The organism is Flavobacterium sp. UMI-01 (assembly GCF_019656315.1).
Taxonomy (GTDB): Bacteria; Bacteroidota; Bacteroidia; order Flavobacteriales; family Flavobacteriaceae; genus Flavobacterium.
Window position 1 is genome coordinate 168,832 of sequence record NZ_BPLU01000001.1, and the last position, 24,044, is coordinate 192,875.

General features: G+C 32.7%; 20 protein-coding genes. 18 read left to right on the top strand and 2 right to left on the bottom strand.

Features of this window, described 5'->3' with window-relative positions:
* Window positions 1-6: 6 nt before the first annotated feature.
* Window positions 7-876, top strand: a complete 870-nt coding sequence (gene rfbA / locus K5R64_RS00860; RefSeq protein WP_220759872.1) for a glucose-1-phosphate thymidylyltransferase RfbA — start codon at window positions 7-9, stop codon at window positions 874-876.
* Window positions 877-1,377: 501 nt separating this feature from the next.
* A complete protein-coding gene (locus K5R64_RS00865; RefSeq protein WP_220759874.1) occupies window positions 1,378-3,333 on the top strand; it encodes a nucleoside-diphosphate sugar epimerase/dehydratase in 1,956 nt (651 codons plus the stop codon).
* A gap of 147 nt (window positions 3,334-3,480) precedes the next feature.
* Here K5R64_RS00865 and K5R64_RS00870 read toward each other — a convergent pair whose 3' ends face one another.
* Together K5R64_RS00870 and K5R64_RS00875 are read right to left on the bottom strand one after the other, a co-directional pair.
* On the bottom strand, window positions 3,481-4,221 hold the full coding sequence (locus K5R64_RS00870) for a tyrosine-protein phosphatase (protein WP_220759876.1): 741 nt from the start codon (window positions 4,219-4,221) through the stop codon (window positions 3,481-3,483).
* A gap of 419 nt (window positions 4,222-4,640) precedes the next feature.
* Window positions 4,641-5,429: a hypothetical protein gene (locus tag K5R64_RS00875; RefSeq protein WP_220759878.1), complete on the bottom strand. Its 789-nt coding sequence runs from the start codon at window positions 5,427-5,429 to the stop codon at window positions 4,641-4,643.
* Between the two features lie 407 nt (window positions 5,430-5,836).
* Between K5R64_RS00875 and K5R64_RS00880 the strand changes: the two genes are divergently transcribed.
* The 16 genes from K5R64_RS00880 (at window position 5,837) to K5R64_RS00955 (ending at window position 23,767) form a co-directional block, all read left to right on the top strand.
* Window positions 5,837-6,697 (top strand): ABC transporter permease, encoded by an 861-nt coding sequence (locus tag K5R64_RS00880; RefSeq protein WP_220759880.1) that lies wholly within the window; start codon window positions 5,837-5,839, stop codon window positions 6,695-6,697.
* 68 nt (window positions 6,698-6,765) lie between these two features.
* Window positions 6,766-8,043, top strand: coding sequence for an ABC transporter ATP-binding protein (locus K5R64_RS00885; RefSeq protein ID WP_220759882.1), 1,278 nt, complete (start codon window positions 6,766-6,768; stop codon window positions 8,041-8,043).
* Window positions 8,044-8,126: 83 nt separating this feature from the next.
* Window positions 8,127-8,909 (top strand): GT-D fold domain-containing glycosyltransferase, encoded by a 783-nt coding sequence (locus K5R64_RS00890; protein WP_220759885.1) that lies wholly within the window; start codon window positions 8,127-8,129, stop codon window positions 8,907-8,909.
* 5 nt (window positions 8,910-8,914) lie between these two features.
* A complete protein-coding gene (locus tag K5R64_RS00895; RefSeq protein ID WP_220759887.1) occupies window positions 8,915-9,823 on the top strand; it encodes a glycosyltransferase family 2 protein in 909 nt (302 codons plus the stop codon).
* A 63-nt stretch (window positions 9,824-9,886) separates the two neighbouring features.
* Window positions 9,887-11,065 (top strand): glycosyltransferase family 4 protein, encoded by a 1,179-nt coding sequence (locus K5R64_RS00900; RefSeq protein ID WP_220759889.1) that lies wholly within the window; start codon window positions 9,887-9,889, stop codon window positions 11,063-11,065.
* Entirely contained in the window at window positions 11,055-11,897 is an 843-nt protein-coding gene (locus tag K5R64_RS00905; protein ID WP_220759891.1) for a glycosyltransferase family A protein, read from the top strand. The genes K5R64_RS00900 and K5R64_RS00905 overlap by 11 nt, the downstream gene beginning before the upstream one ends.
* Window positions 11,890-12,816 (top strand): glycosyltransferase family 2 protein, encoded by a 927-nt coding sequence (locus K5R64_RS00910; RefSeq protein WP_220759893.1) that lies wholly within the window; start codon window positions 11,890-11,892, stop codon window positions 12,814-12,816. The genes K5R64_RS00905 and K5R64_RS00910 overlap by 8 nt, the downstream gene beginning before the upstream one ends.
* Window positions 12,817-12,824: 8 nt before the next feature.
* Complete coding sequence (gene wecB / locus K5R64_RS00915) at window positions 12,825-13,937, top strand: non-hydrolyzing UDP-N-acetylglucosamine 2-epimerase (protein WP_308443142.1); 1,113 nt, start codon at window positions 12,825-12,827, stop codon at window positions 13,935-13,937.
* A complete protein-coding gene (locus tag K5R64_RS00920; RefSeq protein ID WP_220759895.1) occupies window positions 13,934-15,181 on the top strand; it encodes a UDP-glycosyltransferase in 1,248 nt (415 codons plus the stop codon). The genes wecB and K5R64_RS00920 overlap by 4 nt, the downstream gene beginning before the upstream one ends.
* Window positions 15,178-16,242: a glycosyltransferase family 2 protein gene (locus K5R64_RS00925; protein WP_220759897.1), complete on the top strand. Its 1,065-nt coding sequence runs from the start codon at window positions 15,178-15,180 to the stop codon at window positions 16,240-16,242. The genes K5R64_RS00920 and K5R64_RS00925 overlap by 4 nt, the downstream gene beginning before the upstream one ends.
* Before the next feature lies 1 nt (window position 16,243).
* Window positions 16,244-17,371: a glycosyltransferase gene (locus K5R64_RS00930; protein WP_255580257.1), complete on the top strand. Its 1,128-nt coding sequence runs from the start codon at window positions 16,244-16,246 to the stop codon at window positions 17,369-17,371.
* On the top strand, window positions 17,371-18,870 hold the full coding sequence (locus K5R64_RS00935) for a hypothetical protein (protein WP_220759899.1): 1,500 nt from the start codon (window positions 17,371-17,373) through the stop codon (window positions 18,868-18,870). Before K5R64_RS00930 ends, K5R64_RS00935 begins: the two co-directional genes overlap by 1 nt.
* 18 nt (window positions 18,871-18,888) lie before the next feature.
* Window positions 18,889-19,716: a polysaccharide pyruvyl transferase family protein gene (locus K5R64_RS00940; protein WP_220759901.1), complete on the top strand. Its 828-nt coding sequence runs from the start codon at window positions 18,889-18,891 to the stop codon at window positions 19,714-19,716.
* A 34-nt stretch (window positions 19,717-19,750) separates the two neighbouring features.
* Window positions 19,751-20,908 (top strand): acylneuraminate cytidylyltransferase, encoded by a 1,158-nt coding sequence (locus K5R64_RS00945; protein WP_220759903.1) that lies wholly within the window; start codon window positions 19,751-19,753, stop codon window positions 20,906-20,908.
* A gap of 920 nt (window positions 20,909-21,828) precedes the next feature.
* The gene (locus tag K5R64_RS00950; protein ID WP_220759905.1) at window positions 21,829-22,152 is read left to right on the top strand and encodes a GIY-YIG nuclease family protein; all 324 of its coding nucleotides are present in this window, start codon (window positions 21,829-21,831) and stop codon (window positions 22,150-22,152) included.
* Window positions 22,153-22,891: 739 nt separating this feature from the next.
* Window positions 22,892-23,767 (top strand): N-acetylneuraminate synthase family protein, encoded by an 876-nt coding sequence (locus K5R64_RS00955; RefSeq protein WP_220759908.1) that lies wholly within the window; start codon window positions 22,892-22,894, stop codon window positions 23,765-23,767.
* Window positions 23,768-24,044: the final 277 nt, after the last annotated feature.

The following is a 24,044-nucleotide window of genomic DNA, read 5'->3' on the forward strand; positions in this document are numbered from 1 at the left end:
AAAAACATGAAAGGAATTATTTTAGCAGGAGGTTCAGGAACACGCTTGCATCCGTTGACACTGGCCATGAGTAAACAAATGATGCCCGTGTATGATAAACCAATGATTTACTATCCTTTGTCAACGCTAATGTCGGCGGGAATTAATGAGATATTGATTATTTCGACCCCACACGATTTGCCTAATTTTAAAAAGTTATTAGGAGATGGGTCGGCTATAGGCTGTCAATTTAGTTACGCTGAACAGCCTATACCTAATGGATTAGCGCAAGCTTTTGTGATTGGAGAGGATTTTATAGGGGAGGATAGTGTGGCTTTGGTATTAGGAGATAATATTTTCTTTGGATCAAATATGGACGAATTGTTACAATCCAATACCAATCCTGATGGAGGAGTGGTTTTTGCGTATCATGTTTCGGATCCAGAACGTTATGGGGTGGTAGAATTTGATCACGATTTAACTGCTGTTTCTATTGAAGAAAAACCAGTGAAACCAAAGTCCAACTTTGCTGTGCCGGGACTTTATTTTTACGACAATTCGGTGGTGGCTATTGCTAAAAGCATTCAGCCTTCCGCTCGTGGGGAATATGAAATTACCGATGTCAATAAAGCTTACTTGGAACAAGGTAAATTGAAAGTGGGAATTTTGAGTAGAGGTACTGCTTGGTTGGATACTGGAACCTTTAACAGCTTGATGCAGGCAGGTCAATTTGTACAGGTTATTGAAGAACGTCAGGGACTCAAAGTGGGTTGTATCGAAGAAATCGCTTGGCGACAAGGATTTATAACAGATGAAGAATTAAAAGCTTTGGCGACTCCTTTACTTAAGTCAGGCTATGGCGAATATTTGATTGGATTGTTGCAACAAAAACATTAATTAAAAAATGGTAATGCATTATCTGAATGCTACTCTCTAATTGATTATCATCAGAATTAATTAAGGACAGGATTTCCGAAGTATCGAACCAAGTTGTCCAGTGTAGAAGATTTCCTTGACTTCAAGTGATTTTTAATGGAAATCCGATAGTTATATTATTAAAAATTGTCTTTCAGCTGACAGGTAGGCATTGAGAAGTTTTGTTTAAACTAGAATTCTCGATCCTAAGAAAAAATTTTTTGTCGCAAATTTTTTCTCAACTCGACTGCTACGCTAACAATCAACTTAAATCCGTTAAAACTCCACTGTAGCTTATTGCTAAGCCTTTGGTTTCATTGTAAAAGACAATGCGCTATGGGTTAATTAAAAAGTAATTTTTTTTGTACAATGTAAAATTTAGGTTGTTAGTTATCGGATTATTGCCACCGTTCGTATAATATCTCAACTTAATTTGTATTTTTGGGGCTGTATGCCAATAAACTCTTATAACACATTTTGAAGATGAAAAAGAAATCGAGTTTAGAGCACTATTTTTCTAAACTGTGTCAAAGATTGCGTTTTAATAATCTCAGTTATCTGCCTCGGTGGATAATTGTAATTATAGACTTTGCCGTTTTAGCAGGTGCTATTTTGGCGACCTATCTATTGTTTAAAGGGATGGGGCTTCAGTACATCAAGATGCATTCTGAAATGCTTTTTGTTATTTCTTTCCTATTTATTAATCTGTTTTTCTTTTGGTTGTTTAGAACCTATTCAGGTATTATACGGCACTCTTCCTATATTGATGCTGTTAAACTGTTGTTCTCCCAATGCTCTGTTCTGGTTGTTTTTCTTTGTTTTAACCACACCCACGAGTTTATTTATGGAGAAAAAGCGTTTTTAAATACAGCATTATTTATCAATGTCGTCTTGTCTTTTTGTGGGTTGTTTTTGTATCGTGTGGTAGTGAAGCAAACTTTTGAATTGTATTTTTCTCAAAAAGACGAAAAAGGATTGACTAAAGCCCTCATTTATGGTGTGGATGCTAATGCGATATCGGTAGCCAATGCCTTGAAATTTGAATCGCCCTCTCGTTTTAAAATTGTTGGGTTCATTGATAAAAACAGACAAAACGGAACCAAACGAATTTTGGATTTGCCTATTTTGACCCAAAAGAAACAAGTTCCTACTATCATGCGAAGTCAGGGGGCACAAGGCTTAATTATTGCCGATAAAAGTTTGTCTAAACAAGAACAACTTATTATTGTGGATCAATGTTTGGAGTACAATTATAAGGTGTACACCGTTCCTGTAATATCCGATTGGGAAAACCAAAAAGAAATTTCTCAAAAAGTCAAAAAAATCCAAATTGAAGACTTATTAAATCGTAATCCGATTGTCTTGGATACCAAATTAATTTCAAGTCAGTTAAAGGATAAAAGGATATTAATTACAGGTGCTGCAGGTTCTATAGGAAGTGAAATTGCCCGTCAAGTGTTAGGGTTTGATCCAAAAAAACTCATATTACTCGACCAAGCGGAAACTCCTTTGCATAATTTGAATTTGGAAATTGAATGTATCAAAACCAAATCTAAGTTAAAGTGCATCATTGCAGATATCAGAAGTAAAGAGACGTTAAGGCGGTTTTTTGAAAAATACCAACCAGAAGTGGTGTTCCATGCAGCAGCCTACAAGCATGTTCCTTTGATGGAAAAAAATCCTTCTCAAGCGATACAGACTAATGTGGAGGGGACTAAAAATATTGCTGATTTATCCTGTGAATTTAATGTTGAGAAATTTGTAATGATTTCGACAGATAAAGCAGTTAATCCTAGTAATGTAATGGGAGCAAGCAAACGTATTGCAGAGAAATACGTGCAGTCATTGTCTCTTAAAAATGCGCAGTCAGGTAGTAAATCAACTAAGTTTATCACCACTCGTTTTGGAAATGTATTGGGGTCTAATGGTTCTGTGGTGCCTTTATTTACCAAACAAATTGCAGAAGGAGGTCCGATTACGATTACCCATAGGGATATCATTCGTTATTTTATGACCATCCCCGAAGCCTGTCAATTGGTACTAGAAGCAGGAGCGATGGGGAATGGAGGTGAAATTTATATTTTTGATATGGGTAAGCCTGTCAAGATTATCGATTTGGCTCATAAAATGATTAAACTTGCAGGTTTTATTCCAGATAAGGACATCGAAATTAAAGAAATCGGATTGCGTCCAGGTGAAAAACTATATGAAGAACTACTGAATGATACTTCCAAAACATTGCCTACCTATCATGAGAAAATCATGATTGCTCAAGAAATTCAAGAAGAATATCAGGTATTGCATCACCAAATCAATGAACTAATTCAATTATCAAAAACGTTTAACAAAGAAGAGATTGTTTTTAAAATGAAGCAAATAGTGCCTGAATTTAAGAGTATGAATTCCAACTATGAACAGTTGGATAAAATTAGCTGTTGATAATTTGTTTGGGTTCTAATTTCAAATATGCTTTAATTCATTTGATATGCGATATGGAAATATACAATTGAGAATAGCTGTGAAAAAGGTTTGTAATAGTATTACAAACCTTTTTTTGTTTCTCCAATTTTTTATTGAAAAGGAATTTTAGTATTGCTTAAAAAATTGATTATTCGCTATTATTTCTTGTAAGGGAATAAGGTCTTTTATTTTTACTTTTTGCTCCATTGCAGCGATATGTTTTAGGTGATGGGCATCAGTACCTACAAAATCGTATTGCCCATTTTTTAATAAGGTTTCGGCAACTGCAGCGACCTCTTTACCATAATATCCTGTGACAGCTAAGAGATTCAATTGAAATTTGCACCCCGCTTTTTTAAGTTTTTTAAATTCTTCAGGGTTTTTGTGGTAAAACAAATAACGTTCAGGGTGTGCCAATACAGGAATATAACCCGCAACTTGTAAATCAAAGAGGATTGAATACAACTGAATGGGCGCATTGATATACGACATCTCTACCAATACATAATTGTCTTTCAGCGTCAGTAAATCATGTGATTCAAAAAGTTTGACAAATTGATCGTCCATCAAATATTCTGCTGCCGCTTTAAAAGGAAGTTGTATTTGCTGTTGCTCGAGATCACGTACTGTTTGGTCTCGATTGGTTTGAATTTGTTCGTGGGTGTTTTCCCAGACATGTTGAATGATGTGTGGTGTGGTGATAAAATCAGTAATCCCTAGTTTTTGTAGTGCTTTTATCATCAATACAGTTTCTTCAAAATTACGCGCCCCATCATCGATACCGGGCAATAAATGAGAATGGATGTCAATATGATTGTCTGGAATTAAATCTTTTAAAGTTTGTTTTTTTTTCGAAAAGAAAAGCACGTCTGTTGGTTTTTAATTTAACTGCAAAGTAAGTGAAATTTATTGAATTATTGTGGGTGTAGAAGATGTCGTTAGTCGATTCGTTGTTTGAGGGGGTGAGGGTTAAAAGTTTAAAGGTTTAAATGGTTAATCGGTTAACTGGTTAGTTGTTTAGAAGTTTAAGGGTTAACGGGTTGGTTGTTTAAGGGTTTAGGGGGTTAATCGGTTAATTGTTTAAAGTTTAAAGGCTTGACTGGTTAATCGGTTAGTTGTTTAGAAGTTTAAGGGTTTAATTGGTGAATTGTTTATAGGTTTAAGAGTTTAACAGATTAGTAGTTTAAAAGTTTAAAAGTTTAAAAGTTTAATCAGTTAGAGTTTATTTGGTTAGTTGTTTGATGAGGAAATTGGTTAATCGGTTAACTGGTTAGTTGTTTAAGGGTTTAAGGGTTTAAGGGTTTAAGAGTTTCATCTGTTGAGGTGTAATAAGCAACAATCGTACAACTATTGAACTTTCTGTGGAGGAGTTTGACCTTTTTTCTTTCTTTGGTTGCAAAATAGATGCTAAGGAACGTAAGATGAAGATGGTTTTCTAACGGTTTATTGGTTGTGAGTGTCAATGTTTGTGTCTCGGATTCCTTATTGAGGATGATTTCGTCACTGTAACAGGTTTCAAAACTGTCGTTCTGATAATCCCAATTTGCTGTTGCCATACAAAATCGTACCTCATTAGCGCCCTCGGGCCAGTCTAAATCGTTTTGAGAATTAAAATTGGTTAGGGTTATGGTTTGCTTTTCGGGAATGATTGTAGCTGTAGTTTTTAATACTTGACGTAAGGGTCTTAGTTTGTTGCTCTCAAAATACAGCAATGCTTCTTTGGCTTCCTGGGTTTTTAAAGCCTGATCAAGGGTACGTTTTCCTTTAGATTCTGTTAAATCTTCTTCCAGAATTTCTAATAGGAGTTTGTTTACTCTTCCTGCGAAACTACCGTCTTTGGCAATCGTATTGAAATTAGAGGCTAATGACCTAAATATTTTGGATTTGTGTACGCAGTACTTAAATTCTTGTGCTTGTTGTCTAATTGGGTCGAAAATTGGATTTGCTTTAAATTGTGCTGCTGTGATTCCCGTTTTACCTTTCATTCGGACATAGTTGTTTCCGTCAGCAGTGACTACATAATTGAGGTCATCAAGTGTTCCTTTAATTTTGAATGGAGCGATTACCTTTGCCATAATTTTTTTTGTAGTAAAAATAGCGGTTATTTTTTTGATTTTAGAATTTTGTGTGAGGATTATGTTGGAGGGGTTAACTGGTTAGTTGTTTAAAGTTTAAGGGTTTAAGGGTTTAAGGCTTAAGAGTTTAAGGGTTTAAAGGTTTAAGGGTTTAAAGGTTTAAGAGTTTAAAGGTTTAAGGGTTTAAAGGTTTAATCGGTTTACTGATGCGTTGTTTGACGATTAACCGATTAACCAGTTAACCGATTCATCAATTCACCGTACCCCTTTGCTTAACTTATCTGAATTTTACCCATCTTATTCCCGAAAACCTTTTTTTTGTGTTACTGGTCGGTTTTATTAGGTCGGAGATGAGGGATAGTCGTAAATTTACTGGAGAGAATTGAAGCAATAAAAACAAGAGTTTAATGAAAGATGTAACTGAAGATTGGTTGTTCGAGATCAAACCAAAAAATAATTTCTTTACATTTAATCTTAGGGAGGTTTGGCAATACCGTGATTTATTATTGCTATTTGTACGTCGTGATGTTGTGACAGTATATAAGCAAACTATTTTAGGACCACTATGGTATTTAATTCAGCCTTTGTTTACCTCTGTAACTTTTACCATTATATTTAATAATGTGGCTGGTATAAGTACAGGGACAGTTCCTCCCTTTTTGTTTAATCTAGCGGGTATAACCGTTTGGAATTATTTTACCGCTTGTTTGAATGGAACTTCAAATACTTTTGCGGGTAACGCGGGTATTTTTGGAAAAGTATATTTCCCTCGGATTATCGTCCCTATTTCGGTGGTGATTTCTAACCTTTTAAAGTTTGGGATTCAGTTTTTTATATTTGTGTGCTTTTATATTGTGTTTTATGTTAAAGGAGCCTCATTACAGTTCAATGGTTATGTTCTTTTTTTTCCCATTTTGATTGTCTTTATGGGAGTTTTGGGATTGGGTTTAGGAATGATCATTTCCTCCTTAGTAACGAAATACCGGGATTTGAACTATTTGATAGGCTTTGGAGTACAGCTGTTAATGTACCTTTCGGCTGTGGTTTATCCGATGGCTTTGGTAAAAGAAAAATTACCTCAATATTCTTGGTTAATAGCGTATAATCCTTTGGCTTATATCATTGAAACGACACGTTATTTATTGTTAGGAACTGGACAAGTTTCTTTACAAGGATTGTTATTTACCTTTCTTTTTATCGTTGGTTTATTTTTGGTTGGTTTGTTAATTTTTAATAAAACAGAGAAAAGTTTTATTGATACAGTTTAAAATACAATTACAATAGCAAAAAATAATTTCAATATTCGTATCATTTTATCTAAACTTAATTTCAAACATTGAATAAAGATATAATAATAAAAGCCGAAAACATTTCTAAACAATATCGTTTAGGGACTATAGGTACAGGAACATTAAGCCATGATTTGAACCGTTGGTGGCATCGCATCAGAGGTAAAGAAGATCCTTATTTGAAGGTTGGGGATGTTAATGACCGTAGCACCAAAGGGCAGAGTGAGTATGTTTGGGCGTTAAAAGATATCAATTTTGAAGTAGAACGGGGAGAAATATTAGGAATCATAGGGAAAAATGGAGCAGGAAAATCTACCTTGCTTAAAATCCTAGCCAAAGTTACTGCCCCTACTACGGGAAGTATTAAGTTTAATGGTCGCATTGCTTCTTTGTTGGAGGTAGGAACGGGATTTAATGGCGAATTAACAGGTAGAGAAAATATTTATCTCAACGGAGCTATACTAGGCATGACCAAAAAGGAGATTACATCCAAATTAGATGAAATTATCGAATTTTCAGGTTGTGAACGCTATATAGATACTCCCGTAAAACGTTACAGTAGTGGTATGACTGTTCGACTTGCCTTTGCCGTTGCTGCTTTTTTAGAGCCTGAAATTTTGATTATCGATGAGGTTTTAGCTGTAGGTGACGCCGAATTTCAGAAAAAAGCCATTGGGAAGATGCAGGATATTTCTAAAGGGGAAGGAAGGACTGTTTTGTTTGTAAGTCATAATATGGCGGCGGTCAAGAGTTTGTGTACAAGAGGGATTTTATTGGAAAATGGGAAGGTTGTTTTTGAAGGAGGAATTAGTGAAGCAATTGATTTTTATATAAATCAACAAAACAATTTTAGCTTTCAAAATCCCGTACTAAAAAAAATAAATTCGGATAGTAAGGGGCCAAAAATTTTACAATGTGAACTTAAAGACTTGAATGGGCTAAATAAAAGTGTTTTCTCTGCTGGGGATATTATTTCTTTACATTTAATTATACAGCCAGATATTAAGACAAATAAGAAGTATGCTGCGGTTTGGTTCGTTCATGATAAATACGGAGAAGAATTTGCCGTATGTTCAAGTGGGAATATGAATAATAAATTTTATGATCCGGAAACAATTTTAATAAAAAGTAATATAGATTCTTCGGGATTATTACCAGGCGATTATTCAATACGTTTTGTTTTACATATTCCTGGAGAAGATAATTTTGATGATTGGAAAGGGGCTATTAATTTTAATATACTTAGTCATGATATAAATAAAACAGGATTTGAATATACTTCAATTTGGTCACCAAAAACATTTTTAAAATCAGAATGGGAGTAATCAGAAAGACACTAAAAAGAATCTTGAATTTCTTTGGAATATATAAAACTAAAGAATCGTGGCCAAAGATGTCGAAGGGAAAGATGGAATACCTTATCCAAAATATTACTATTAAGCCATCGATTGAGAGTTTACAGGATATACAGGCTACGATAGAAAATAAGCAGAGAGGAGCTTATATGCGGTTTGGTGATGGTGATGTTTTTTTAATGTTGGGCAAAAATGATCTACTTCATAAAGCCAATAGGCAATTGGCGAAAGAGATGAAAGAAACAATTAGATTTAATAGAGGTACACTTCATAAAGGCTATCCATTGCATTCTAATTTATTTGGTTTTGAAGGAGGAATGACTCATAATATGCATTTGGTTCCAGATGTTGATGCTCTTAGATTTCTTGCGGCAATCCATAAGTTTATTGATGTTGAAAATATTAATTCTCCTGTAGCTTTGCATTATCTAGCAGTTTTTAATAAGGAAGCATGTGTGAATTTTTTACAGTTTTTAAAAAATACAAATCCGATTTTTGTCGGGAATAAAAACATTAAATTAGAATTGGTCAATAAATTATTTGGCGACATTCACATAAAAACACCAGAGGCAAATTCATATTTAGAAATAGACAGAATAGAAGGTGAGTTGAAAGCTATTTTGGATTTTACTAAGGAAAAGTTCAGAGTTGTTGTAGTTGCTATGGGGTGTCCTGGGAGAATTTTACAAAAGAGAATTTTGAAAAAAGGTTATAATGTGTATTTGTTTGATTTTGGGAGTCTTTTAGATGCTTTTAATGATGACAATACTCGATTATGGATTGACTTGGCAGGTGGTACGGAAAATTTAAAAGACATTTTGGAAGAACTTGATTAAAAGGGATGAAAGTATTTGCTATAATAGTTACTTATAATGGAATGAAGTGGATCGATAAATGCCTGAAAAGTATTGTCAATCAATGTGAAGTAGTCGTAGTTGATAATAATTCGTCAGATGTAACTTTAAAATATATTGAAACTAATTTTCCATTAGTGAAGATTTTGTCTCAAACAAAGAATCACGGTTTTGGTATTGCTAACAATATCGGGATAAATTATGCTTTGCAAAATGGAGCTGATGCTGTTTTTTTATTAAATCAAGATGCTTTTGCCCAAACAGACTGTGTGAAAAAATTAATTGGGGCATATCATCAGAATCCTAGTTATGGCATTATTTCGCCGATTCATTTAAATGGTGATGGGAGTGCTTTGGATTATACTTTTCAAAAAATAACCTATATGTCAGACCTGATTTCTGATCTAATATTGGGTAAGGCAAATGATAAAATTTATATGCTAAATTTTGTTAATGCTGCTGCATGGTTTATTCCAAAGAAAGCATTATTTGAAGTAGGTGGATTTGACCCTTTGTTCTTTTTGTATGGTGAAGACGATAACTATTGTCAAAGAATGTTATATCATGGATTTAAAATAGGAATAATACCGAATGCAACGATATATCACGATAGTAATAATAGTAACTATCTGTCTGGTACATCAGGAAGTGAGAAGTATTTTAGACAATTCCTTAATAGTGTCTATGTAAAGTATGCTGATATAAATACAGACAATTACAAAAAGCTCCTAAAATTAAAGGTGTATATTTTAAGAAATGTATTAATGAACCTAATTACTTTTAAAATTGATGAAGCCATACTTTTGTTTCGAAAATTTAAGAGGTTAAATAGTGCTTTAATAAAAAAGAGTGTGATGATAAATAAAAAAGTAGGAGCTAATTATTTAGAAATATAAATAATTTTGAAGAAAATCGTATTTAAACTTCGTGAATTTCCGCATTTGTCCGAGACTTTTATTTTGGCACAAATCATTACGGCTATAAATTGTGGTTATGATGTAAGTTTGTTGGTTGTAGAATTATTGGATTTTGAAGCCAGTAAACAAAAGAGTTTAATTGAGAAATATCAAATAGATAAAAAGATTATAATTGAAGATTATAAAATTCCAAAAAATAAGTTTATACGATTGGTTAAATGGTTAATTCTTTTAGTGTTTAATTTTAAGGATATAAATTATATCATTCCATTTTATAGAGAAAATACAACCTTTAGTTTAACCTGGCTGTATCAATGGGTGTTTTATAAACAATTTAATGAGGTTTCCATTTTTCATGTGCAGTATGGTACCAATTCCGGTATTTTAGCCAAACTAAAAAAGATAGGTTATAAACCTTCTTTGATCGTTAGTTTTCACGGTCATGATGCTTTTTTTCCTATCAATGGTTTTATTCCGAATAATGGTTATTATGATAACTTATTTAAATACGGGGATTTAATAGTGGCAAACACTCCTTATTTAGCTAATACAATTGCAGAATTAGGCTGTCCAAAAGAATTGATAACGACTGTTCCTGTTGGGGTAGACACAGACTTTTTTTATCCAAAAAAAACACAAATTAGTATTAAGAAATGTAAATTAATTAGTGTAGGGAGGTTGAGTATTGTCAAAGGTCATATTTATGCTTTCGAAAGTGTTAGAAAATTAGAACAAGGGGGTTATAATATAGAGTTAACAGTTGTGGGAGAAGGACCTGAACGTGTGAAGTTAGAAAATTATATAAGAAAGAACAATTTATTTGATTCAATAGTTCTAGTTGGTGCAAAATCTCAAGAAGAAGTACGTGAATTGCTTTGGGAAAGTAATATTTTCTTGTTTCCGTCCGTTTCTTTACATAATGGTAAGAGTACAGAAACCCAAGGATTGGCAACAATTGAGGCGATGGCTTGTGGGTTACCAGCAGTTGTTTTTGATTCCGGGGGGGTTAAATATACTATTGATGACGGTAAGACGGGATTTATATGTAATGAATATGATATAAATGATTTGGTATATAAAATAGAACTATTATATAATAATAAGGAGCTTTTGAAAAGCATGTCACAAAACACAGTTGATTTTGTAAATAAAAATTATTCCCAAAAAGTTATTGATGCAAAATGGGAAATTATCTATAGAGAATTAAGTAATGGAAAATAATAGTTTAATCTCAATTGTCATTCCTTGTTACAACGATGCCCAATATATTGAGCAAGCGGTCGCTTCTGCTTTAAATCAGACCTATCCTTACAAAGAAGTAATTGTGGTTGATGATGGTTCGAATGCTGAGACTAAGGCTGTTTTGAAAAAGTTAGAGCCTACAATTACCAAACTGATTACACAAGAAAATCAGGGTCAAAGTACTGCACGGAATGTTGGGATAAAAGCTGCAAAAGGGGAGTTTATAGTTACTTTAGACAGTGATGATTTTTTTGCACCTACATTTTGTGAAAAGGCTGTTCCAGTATTATTAAATGATATTTCAATAAAGATTGTAACCTGTCAGGCTAATTTACTTTTTGAAGACGGTTCAACTTATATATTTACTCCCAGAGGAGGTAATATTGATAATTTTCTCTATTCAAGCGATGCTTTAGGAACTTCATTGTTTAAAAAAAAGGACTGGGAAGCTTGTAGCGGATATGATGAGAGAATGACACTAGGACTTGAAGATTGGGAGTTTTTTATTAGACTATTGAAAGAAGGAGGTAGTGTATACGTTATTCAAGAACCTCTGTACAATTATAGAAAAAGAAGAATTTCAACAACGAGAAGAGCAAATAAAATAAAATATGAATTAATTGAATATATCATGCTTAAAAATAGAAATTTATATATTCAAAATTTTGATGCATCAGTTAAGTATTTGCTATTTCTTGCAGAACAAAATAAAAAAAATGAATTGAAGAGATTAAGTACGATTGATTATAAATTAGGTAGTTTTATCCTTTTTCCTTTTCGTAAAATAAAAAGTTTTTTTAAAAATGAATAAACCAATAGTTTCAATTATTATACCATGTTATAATAGGTCAGATTTAATTCCAAGCACATTAAATTCTATTAAGGAACAAACTTATTCAGATTGGGAATGTATAATAGTTGATGATCAATCAACTGATGCAATTTATGAAGTAATTACTCCTTTTTTAAGAGATTCCCGGTTTAATTTTTTTATAAGAAATAACGGGAGAATGAAAGGAGCTAATTCCTGTAGGAATATAGGTTTAGAAAAGTCTATTGGGAAATATGTGTATTGGTTAGATAGCGATGATATTTTACATCCTAATGCATTAGAAATTTGTATGGATAAATTACAAAATTCAAATTTTGATTTTTGCAGATTTGAACGAAGTATATTTGTAGGTAGTTTTGATAAAAAAGGTATAAATAATACTTTAAGTAGTAATGGTTTTATCGTTAATAGTAGCCATATTGAAAAATTATTAAAAAATGAATTAGTTTTTAATACGTGTAATTTATTATGGAATAAAGAATCTATTGGTAACCAAAGATTTAATGAAAATATAGTTTATGCGGATGAATGGGAGTTTTATAGTAGACTGTTGTCTGAGAATTTGGAAGGAATAAATATTGACAAAATTTTAATTTATGCAAGAAAACATATAGGATCTACAACATATGAATATTGGAATAAAAATCCGATTAGATTGCAATCAAAAAAAGAAGCTATTCGATTAGTAACAGAAAATTTAGCTAAAAAAAACTTATTATCAGAGAGTTTAGTAAAATATCTTATTGGCTTGGTGATTTCTTTTAGAGATTATAATTTGTTAAAAGAATTATTTTCTATTATGAGACTAAAGCCTAAGAATGTTTTATTTATAAAATTTAAATATTATATGTTTCCTGTTTGGAAAATATATAAGCATATTTCTAAAATAAATAAATAAATATTATTTTGAAAATCCTTCTATGTTTTGGTACCCGCCCGGAAGCAATTAAAATGGCACCTGTTTACCACCAATTAAAAAAACAACAGGGGATCGAGGTAGAGGTTTGTGTAACCGCCCAGCATAGGGAAATGTTGGATCAGGTATTGGATTTTTTTGAAATTGTTCCTGAATATGATCTGGATTTAATGCAACCAAATCAAACCTTAAATAGCCTCAGTGCTCTTATTTTGTCTAATATTGATATAGTACTTAAAGAAGTAAAACCCGATTTGGTTTTAGTACATGGCGATACCACAACCTCATCTATGGTTGCTCTGGCGGCTTTTCATTTAGGAATTAGAATAGGGCATATCGAAGCAGGTTTACGTAGTTTTAATAAGCAAGCTCCTTTTCCCGAGGAGCTCAATAGACAGTTTACAACTAAATTAGCAGATATTCATTTTACACCTACCTCAGTAGCAACACAAAATGTATTAAATGAAGGAATACCGTTTCAAAGTATTGTTCAAACAGGAAATACGGTTATAGATGCTTTGTTGTGGACATGTGATAAAATTTCGTATGAAGCATATTCTCATCCCGAAATTGAATTATTAAAGAACAGTCTTCCAAAGGATAAAAAAATAGTTTTAGTTACGGGGCATAGAAGAGAAAATTATGGTTCGGGTTTTGAAAATTTATGTGAGGCATTATTGACTATTGCCAAACGAGAAGATGTAAGTATTGTTTATCCAGTACACCTCAATCCTAATGTGCAAGATATGGTAAGAGAAAAGTTAGCCAATAAACAAAATATTTATTTGATTCCGCCATCATCATACCCTGCTTTTGTATGGTTGATGCAACAGTCTTTTTTGATTGTTACGGATTCAGGAGGGATACAAGAAGAAGCGCCTTCCTTAGGGAAGCCTGTTTTAGTAACACGAACTATATCGGAACGACCAGAAGGAGTCGCAGCGGGATTTTCTAAAATTATTGGTTCAGAAAAAGAAAATATTGAAAAAAGTATTGTACAACTTTTAGAAAATTTTTCAGGTTTTGATACTGTTGAAAATCCATATGGAGATGGGAATGCATCTCATAAGATTGTTAATTACTTGATAAATATAATTAAATGAAAATATTAATTGTAGTTGAGTCAATTGATATAAATGCTAATAGTGGTTCTAAGGCTAATGTAGCACTTATTCAAAACTTGCATAAAGCGGGATATGATTTGAAAGTGTATCATTATAGTCAAAAGACTATCAGTTTAGAAGGGATTTCATGTATTCTTATTAAAGAACAAAAATGGAATCTAGTGTATTTACTTAGCAAGTTGCAAGTGCGCTTTAGGATGTTGACAGGAATAAATATTAATCCAACTATTGAACGTTTTTTCGGTTTTTCGTTAGCGTTTTTCAATGATTCTAAGAGTATAAAAAAAGCGCTGGAAAAGGAGAAAACTTTTCAACCAGATTGGGTGCTTACATTGAGTTATGCTTCAAGTTTTCGTTCTCATAAAGCTTTATTAGATATACCAAAATGGCATAGCAAATGGTTGGCTTATGTTCATGATCCTTATCCTATGCACAGTTATCCCAGACCTTATGATTGGGTAGAACCTGGACATCAATTTAAAAGGAATTTTTTCTTGAAAATAGTTAGGAACTCACAATATCTTTTGTATCCCAGTCAACTTTTGGCTGAATGGATGTTTAGTTATTATCCTGGTCAAAAGAATGAAGGCATTGTTGTTCCTCATCAAATTTCTGAGCAAACAATCAATAAAGAGGAGGCGGAAACTGTTTTGTCTTCAAGTGATTTTATTATTTTGCATGCTGGTAATATGATGAGTGCCAGAAATCCGATGGCTCTTATACAAGCTTTTGAACAGTTTTTAGATCAATTTCCAGAAGCTAAAAGCCATGCTAAATTATATTTTATTGGTGCTCCATCTTGCTATGATTCACCTATAAAAGAAAAACAAAAAATTATGCCTCAACTTTTTTTAAGTGAGGGTTATATTCCTTTTAAAGAAGTTTTGGCTATGCAGGAACAGGCCTCTGTTAATGTTATTTTAGAGGCATTAGGGCCTATTAGCCCTTTTTTACCTGGTAAATTTGCTCATTGTATTCAAACTCAAAAGCCAATACTATTATTAGGCCCTTTTTATAGTGAATCTAAGCGATTGCTAGGGGAGAATTATCCTTATTGGAGTTCTATAAATGATACAAAACTTATCCAAAAGCATATTACCGATCTATACCGACTTTGGTTGAAGAATAACAAACAAATTATAATGCGTAGGGATGATTTATTGTATTACCTTTCTTCAGATTATCTAAAAGAAACTATTGATAATTTAAAGAATAAAGAATGATTACTATAGTTTTTACATATCGAAATCGTGAGATTTCAACTGTTGAAAAATGCTTGAATTCTTTGGCTAAACAAACAGTTGCTGATTTTAAAGTTGTAGTAGTCGATTATGGTAGTGAAATTAGATTTGCTACTGATTTAAAACAATTAATTGAGTTATATGATTTTGTTGAATTGATTAGTTGTCCAGTACAAGGACAACTTTGGAATAAATCAAGAGCAATTAATATGGCATTGCAACAAGCAACTACTCCTTACTTTTTTGTTGGGGATATTGATATGTTATTTCGGGACGATTTTATAGAAAAACTTTATGCGCTTAAAAGCGACCAAACTGTAGTTTATTTTCAAGTTGGAGTACTGAGTCAAACAGAATCCAAGTTAAATAAAGTTTTTCAGGAGTATCTAATAAAGCATAAAACGAATGAAGAAGCTACAGGTATGACATTGTTTCCTACTGCTGTTTTAAAAAGTATTCAGGGGTATGACGAGTTTTATCACGGTTGGGGAGCAGAAGATACAGATGTTCACATTAGATTACAATTAGCAGGTTATAAGATTCACTTTTTTGATGAAACAATTTTAATGTTGCATCAATGGCATCCTAAAAAATATAGATCTAAACAGAGCAAAGAACCTTTTCATTCTAATTTGGAGCAAATTAACCATCAATATCTTCAGAAAATAGCAATAAGAAAAGATTATGTAGCCAATACAGTTTTTGGTTGGGGGACGGTTCCTGAAACTGTTGATTTTAATAATGTTAAACCAATAAAAATTTCGCTTACCAATCAATTGTCAGAAGTGGGTGCTTTATTATATGGTTTATTGGAACATTATAGAGGGGAATGTATTGTTATTGAAATTGAACCCCATCAGGAGTATAATAGTTTTAAAAATTCTCTCAAAAAAGTTATTGGAAAAAAAAGCAGGAATTTTTATAATTTTCAAACAATAAATGATTTATTATTAGCTCAAATAATTTCACGTTTTAGAGATAAGTATTATAGTTATGAATGGAATAAACAAAAGAATCGTATTCTTTTAAAAATAGCTTTATAAGATGAGAATACTTATGGTGTCAATGCCATCGTTACATTTTTTTCGTTGGACAGATCAATTGAAAGATGCTGGACACGAAGTGTTTTGGTTTGATATCACAGGAGCTGGCGAAATAGCCTCATCCATTTATTGGGTACACCAGAAGGTAGATTGGAGATTGAAATATGATTATCCAGGACGTTATTCACTTAAGATGAAGTTTCCAAAATTGTATCGATGGTTGCAACAATATAATGAAAAAGATACAGCTATGGCTTTTGAAAAATACCTTCAAGAAGTTCGGCCTGATGCAGTGCATAGTTTTGCTTTATATGTTTCTTGTACTCCTATTGTTGAAGTTATGCAAAGACATAAAAACATAAAATGGATTTATTCATCTTGGGGTAGCGATTTGTTTTATTTTCAAGATAAGGCGAATTATTTATATGATATTAAAAGAGTTTTAAATCGTGTTGATTGTTTATTTACAGATTGTAAAAGAGATTATGAAATAGCAAAACAACATGGTTTTTTAGGTCAATTTTTAGGCGTTTTTCCAGGAGGAGGCGGATTTGATATGCAGTTGATGGAAAAATTTAAACTCCCTATTGAACAAAGAAAAATAATATTAATAAAGGGATTTCAAGGTCGTTCAGGAAGAGCAATACCCGTTTTGAAAGCAATAATATCTTTGAAAGAACGATTAAGTCATTTTGATATAGTCGTTTTCGGAACTGATTTGGAAGCATTTAATTATATTAATTCATCCGAATTATTGCATTGGGAAAATTTTAAAGCAATGGGGAAAATAGCTCATAAGGATGTGATAAAACTTATGGGACAAGCATTGATTTACATTGGGAACAGTAATTCAGATGGAATCCCTAATACTCTTTTAGAGGCAATTATTATGAATTGTTATCCTATTCAATCCAATCCTGGTGGTGCTACCAGTGAGATTTTAACGGATGGGGTGAATGGGTTATTGATTAATGACTGTGAAAATATCGATAGTATTTCCAATAGTATTTTAAGAGCTTTAATGATGGATTTTAATAAGGTTATTGAATTTAATACAATAAAGTTCTATTGTATATTGGATCGTCATCGTATGAAATTAGAAATACATAAATTGTTGAAATTAGTATAATGAAACAAAAAACGTGGTCACAAAAGGAGATTAAAAATTTAATATTGGAGATTGAGAATAAATGGCCTGTAGACCAGTGGGTTATTGACGGTATTTGTATTTGGCCGTATGTTAGATTAAAATTATATATTGGTTTTTTGTCTAATTTAGCAGTTAATCCTAATAAAGCAGAACCTAAAGATAGTTGTAACAAAGAATTCACTATAAAGAGGGATTTACTACAAATTGTTAAAGAAATTATAGTTGGTTTTTTTAGATTGCAATTCTTTTTTGGCTCACTTAAAAAAAAGAAAATTTTGTTTTTTGGAGCTCACTTCCATAGAGTTATACAAGATAGCAAATATTTTAATCGGTTTTATGATGCTATGGTGGAACATCATAATTTACAAGATGATGTTTATATGATAGAATATCAGTGGGTTTATGATTCAATTTATAATAAAAAAGCAGTCATTACATTAAATAAATACCTAGATGATTATAAATTATTAATAAAAGTATTGAAAAGATTTAAGAAGATTAAAATCACTAGGGAATTAGATCAATATAATGAGTTTTATCAAAGTTTGATTTTACTTAAATTGGATGTTAAGACTTTGAATATTTCTGAATTAGATATAGTTAATTGGGCTTCTAAAGTAAATTCATTAGAAAGATTTTTTTATAGATTTTATAGTAAAACAAAACCTTTAAAAGTAGTTTTTTTAGGGTATTATGGATATGATGATTTAACGGCTGCAGTTTTGGCTGCAAATAAATTGGGGATAAAGACTGTAGATTTACAGCATGGACCTCAGACTAACATTCATTTAGCGTATTCCAATTGGTCAAAAGTTCCACAAAATGGATATAATACGATGCCAATTGAATTTTGGAATTGGGATAATAATTCAAAAAAGAATATTGATGAGTGGGCAATAAAAACAACTAATATTCAATCTAAAATTATAGGTCAGCCATTTGTTTCATATTGGTTAAATAAAGTTGAAAAATTAAAGTGTAATAATAAATGTATATTTTATAGTTTGCAGACAACTCCATTTTCAATTGAAGATATGATTAGTCCTGAAATTATTCTTTTGATAAAAAATACAAAATTTAAATGGATTCTAAGGTTACATCCACGAAGCAATATTAGTATAGATACATTACAGGGATATTTAAAACTTCATAAAATTTATGAAAATGTAATCATTCAAGATGCTTTCCATTCACCATTACCAGAAGTTTTGAGTAAATCGGTTTTACATATTACTAATTTTTCTGGATGTTTAATAGAGGCATATCTGATGGATGTTCCAACATTATTAATACATAAAATGGGGCAAGAAATGTTTAATTCATATATTGACGAAAAAAAGGTGTTTTATCTAAATAGGGAAAGTGAAAATTTTGAATTAGATTTTTTTAATATCTTAAAAAAAGTGGAAACTTACAAACGATTAAATAATAAGCTCGAAATATTTAATCCAATTACTGAAAGTATTTTGAGAGCATAGAAATTTAGAATAGATATAATGAATTTTTCAAACACAATCAGACTTTTTTGGTGGAATGAGAGGGTAATTCAGGGTAAAACCAAAGAGAATTATGGCGATTTAGTAGGGAAATATCTCGTTGAAAAAATATCGGGTAAAAAGGTTGTTTTTTCAATGCCAAAAAAATGGTCTATTTTAGATTATTGTAAGCCAATTTATGTCACTATTGGTAGTGTTTTAACGCATGTGAATAACAAGTGTATTGTATGGGGAAGTGGAATTATTAGTAAAGAGTATTCTGTTCAAAAGGCAAAATTTCTGGCGGTAAGAGGGCCACGAACTCGTCAATATCTTTTAAAGCAGGGGTATGATGTGCCAGAAATTTACGGTGATCCAGCATTGCTATTGCCAGATTTTTTTGCCCCAAAAGTAGAAAAGAAATATAGATATGGAATAGTTCCTCATTATAGTGACTATATAGAAATTTCAAGTTGGTTTGAGAATATTGAAGAGGTTCAGGTTATTGATTTAATGACAGTAGATGTCGAATTGAAAACCATTGAATTGTTACAATGTGAAAAAATAATTTCATCATCACTACATGGAATTATTGTAGCTCACGCTTATGGAATACCAGCAGTTTGGCAAAAATTTTCAGATAAGGTTTTTGGTGATGATATTAAATATCAAGATTATATGGAGTCTGTTGAGATTGAATTTTACAGTCCTCAAATACAAGAAGTTTGTTATTCTTATTCGCAATTAGAAAACTTGTTTTCTATTTATCCAAGTTTGCCAAAATCCGAAGTGATTGCATCATTAAGGAACGGCTTGATGGCTGTTTGTCCTTTTAAAAATAATAATTAAAAGCATAAAAATTATATTTTTTAAAAATAACTAAATGAAAAAAATAGCCATACTTCCATTGCGTAAAAATTCCAAAGGAATACCAGCCAAGAACAAAAAGAAAATGGTAGGGAGGCCTTTGTTTTCTTGGGTGTTGTCTGAAGCCTTATTTTCAAATTTGGATACTCTCTATGTGTTTACTGATGATACCGAGATTTTAAATTTCCTTGAAAAAGAATACCATTGGACACCCAAAATAAAAGGAATTTTGCGCAAGGAAGAGAATGCTACAGATACCGCTTCGACTGAAAGTGCGATGTTGGAATTTGCCAACAGTATTAATAATGATTTTGCTATTTTGTGTTTGTTACAAGCCACATCACCACTCACAACTGCAGCCGACATCAATGCTGTTTTAGATAAAATAGAAATAGAAAATCACGATGCAGCGCTTACCGTAGTCAAAACCCATCGATTTATATGGAATCCAGATGGGACGCCACAGAATTACGATGTTTATAACCGTCCAAGACGCCAAGATTTTGAAGGAGTATTAGTGGAGAATGGTGCTGTTTATGCAACTACCAAAGAGGCTTTTTTGGAATCAAAAAATCGAGTAAGTGGCAAAATAGGTTTGGTCGAAATGGAGGAAGCCAGTTATACTGAAATTGATAGTTTGACCGATTGGGACATTGTGGAGCAGTTGTTAGCTAGCCGTTTGAGAAAGAACAAAACTCATGAAAAAATTCAGTATTTAGTTTTAGATGTCGATGGCGTCTTCACAGATGGTTGTGTGTATTTTGGACCAGAAGGAGAGCTAATGAAAAAATTCGATATGCGCGACGGCATGGGCTTGGAAATTTTAAGACAAAACGGAGTAGAAGTAGTGGTAATGACTTCCGAAAATTCGGTTCTAGTTGAAAAAAGGATGTATAAATTACAAATAGAACATGTTTTCATGGGAGTCAAAGATAAGTATGCTCGTTTAACTCAGTTTTTGAATACTAAAAAAGCAAGTTTTGGGCAAGTGGCTTATATTGGTGACGATGTCAATGATTTAGCTAATATAGGTAGTGTCGGTTGGTCGTTTTGTCCCGCCAATGGCACTGAGGTCGTTAAACAACATGCAGATTATGTACTAACACATAATTCCTCTGAAGGAGCCATTAGAGAAGCCTGTGAAATTATTATGAAGTATAATAAGAGGTATTGACGGACTTCGATTCTACAATAGCTCAGGACGGGTTTAGCTCCGTCATACTGTTGAAGTAGTGGGGAGATATAATTCCACTTTTGTCAGAATGAGTTAAGTTTGTCCTGAGTTTCAACGAAGGATCGAAGTCTATTTAGTGCTATAAGAACGTCAAGTTAGGAACGGTCTTCGACAAGCTCAGACTGACAGAGTGGTTTAATTTATGAGTGCGTATAAGATGTCGATTATGTTACAAAACTATTAGGAAATGAAAACGAATCGTCAAGTGAATAAAAAATTCAATTATAACCTATTGTCAGACTGAGCTTGTCGAAGTCTATTTACTGCTACAAGAACGTCAAGTTAGGAACGGTCTTCGACAAGCTCAGACTGACAGAGTGGTTTAATTTATGAGTGCGTATAAGATGTCGATTATGTTACAAAACTATTAGGAAATGAAAACGAATCGTCAAGTGAATAAAAAATTCAATTATAACCTATTGTCAGACTGAGCTTGTCGAAGTCGATTTGGACTTGAAATGCATGTTTAAGTAAAAAATGCAATTGAGTACTATAATCACACTGAGCTAAGCCTGTCCTGAGTTTAACGAAGGATCGAAGTCTATATTAAGTACTATAAGAACGTGAAGTTAGGAACGGTCTTCGACAGGCTCAGACTGACAGAGGGGATGGATTTATGAGCTTTTATATAGATAACGATTATGTTGCTGAGTTAAGACTATTTGGAATTAAAGATGAATAGTTAAGTGGAGAGATATAATTCCACTTTTGTCAGACTGAGTTAAGCCTGTCCTGAGTTTAACGAAGGATTGAAGTCTATTTTGAATTTTAGAAAAATCGTCAAGTGAAAACAAAGTGCAATAGTATCCTATTGTCAGACTGAGCTTGTCGAAGTCCATTAATCAGTTAAAAATGTAATTATGAAAACCTATTTTGTATACATTTTAAAATGTGCAGACAATTCCTTTTATACAGGAATGACAAATAGTTTAGAGCGAAGACTGTCCGAACACAAATCTGGGTTAAAAAAAGATTCTTATACGTTCACCAGAAGACCAATAGAATTAGTTTGGTTTGAAATGTTTACTGACCCAACGCAAGCCATTATGTTTGAAAAGAAAATAAAAGGTTGGAGTAGGAGAAAAAAACAAGCGTTAATAGATGAGGATTGGGATAGATTAGTAAGGTATTCAAAGAATTACACTCAGTACGGAAAGGATGGGTCTTCGACAAGCTCAGACTGACAGAGGGGACGGATTTATGAGTCTGTATATAGATAACGATTATGTTACAAAACTATTAGGAATTGAAAACGAATCGTCAAGTGAAGAAAAAATGCAATTATTTTCTATTGTCAGACTGAGCTAAGCCTGTCCTGAGTTCAACGAAGGGTCGAAGTCAATTTTAGTATTATAGAACGTGAAGTTAGGAACGGTCTTCGACAAGCTCAGACTGACAGAGGGGGCGGATTTATGAGTCAGTATTTAGACAACCATTGTTTAACAGAGCTAACCTGTTCTGAGTTTATTAGAAGGCCGAACTCTATTTGAGGAGTGTTTATCGAATGGCTGAATATATTTTGGATTTAAAGATGAATCGTCAAGTGGAGAAAAAAACAATTATGTCCAATTGTCAGACTGAGCTTGTCGAAGTCTATTTGGACTTGAAATGCATGGTTAAGTAAAAATAAAAAATAAATGAGTACTATTATCAAACTGAGTTAAGCTTGTTATGAGTTTATCGAAGGATCGAAGTCTTATCTGGTTTGTAGTGACGTTAATTTAGGAGCGGGTCTTCGACAGGCTCAGACTGACAACCTGTAACAAATTATGATTTAGGTTGCAATAATAATTATTGGGTTGAATTGAGTTGAATAAAATTAAGTTACGACAATAATAGCATAATTATCAAAACAAGAATTTTATTATTTAGATTTTAATATTAAAAATAAAAGACTTTAATTGTTTTACAAAAAGAAAGAAAATGAACCACTATAAAAAACCCTATGTCATAGCCGAAATTGGATGCAATCACAAAGGGGAAATGGAAATTGCGAAGGAATTAATCAAAATAGCCAAAATATTTTGCAACGTTGATGCCGTAAAATTTCAAAAGAGGAACAATAAAGAGTTGTTGACTGAGGCACAATACAACGCCCCACATCCTAATGAGAGTAATTCGTATGGGCAGACCTATGGAGAGCACCGTGAGTTTTTAGAATTTGATGTGTATCAGCACGCCGAATTAAAAAAGTACTGTGAAGAGGTAGGCGTTGTTTACTCGACTTCCGTTTGGGATTTAACATCAGCCAAAGAAATTGCTTCGCTAAATCCGGAGTTTATTAAAATTCCATCTGCTTGTAATAATAACTATAAATTGTTGGATTGGTTGTGTGAAAACTATCAGGGCGAAATTCATATTTCTACTGGTATGACTACCAAGGATGAAACCGATGAAATAGTTGATTTTTTTGTATCCAAAGGGCGAAATAAAGATTTGGTACTCTATAATTGTACTTCAGGCTACCCAGTTCCTTTTGAGGATGTGTGTTTGTTAGATATTAATTTGTTGAAACAAAAGTACGAAGACAAAGTAAAACACATCGGGTTCTCAGGACATCATTTAGGGATTGCTGTAGATATTGCGGCTTATACCCTAGGAGCAAACATCATCGAAAGACATTATACTCTAGATAGAACCTGGAAAGGAACAGACCATGCGGCCTCATTAGAGCCAATGGGTTTGCGAAAATTAGCACGTGATTTAAATGCAGTCTATGCAGCCTTACAATTCAAACAGCAAGATATTTTACCTATCGAACAAGTACAAAGAGAGAAGTTGAAGAATCAGAAGGGGTGAGAGGAAACTCATTTGCAATTTCAGAGGTTTTTACACAATGTATCCAGTATATTAGGCATCTCGACTGCGCTCGATGTGACAAGTGCTGCAGATTAGACTAGACGTTTGTCAGGTCGAGCGCAGTCGAGACCTTTTTTATGTGATGTAAAAAACTACTCTTTCTAGAAATGATAATCCTTTTTTAGGTAATGTGGTCAAAAATAGTTGGTGATTTTTGATTTTAGATTAATTAAATTTCACCATCAAATTGAAGAGGACATTGGCTCTGCTGAGGAGC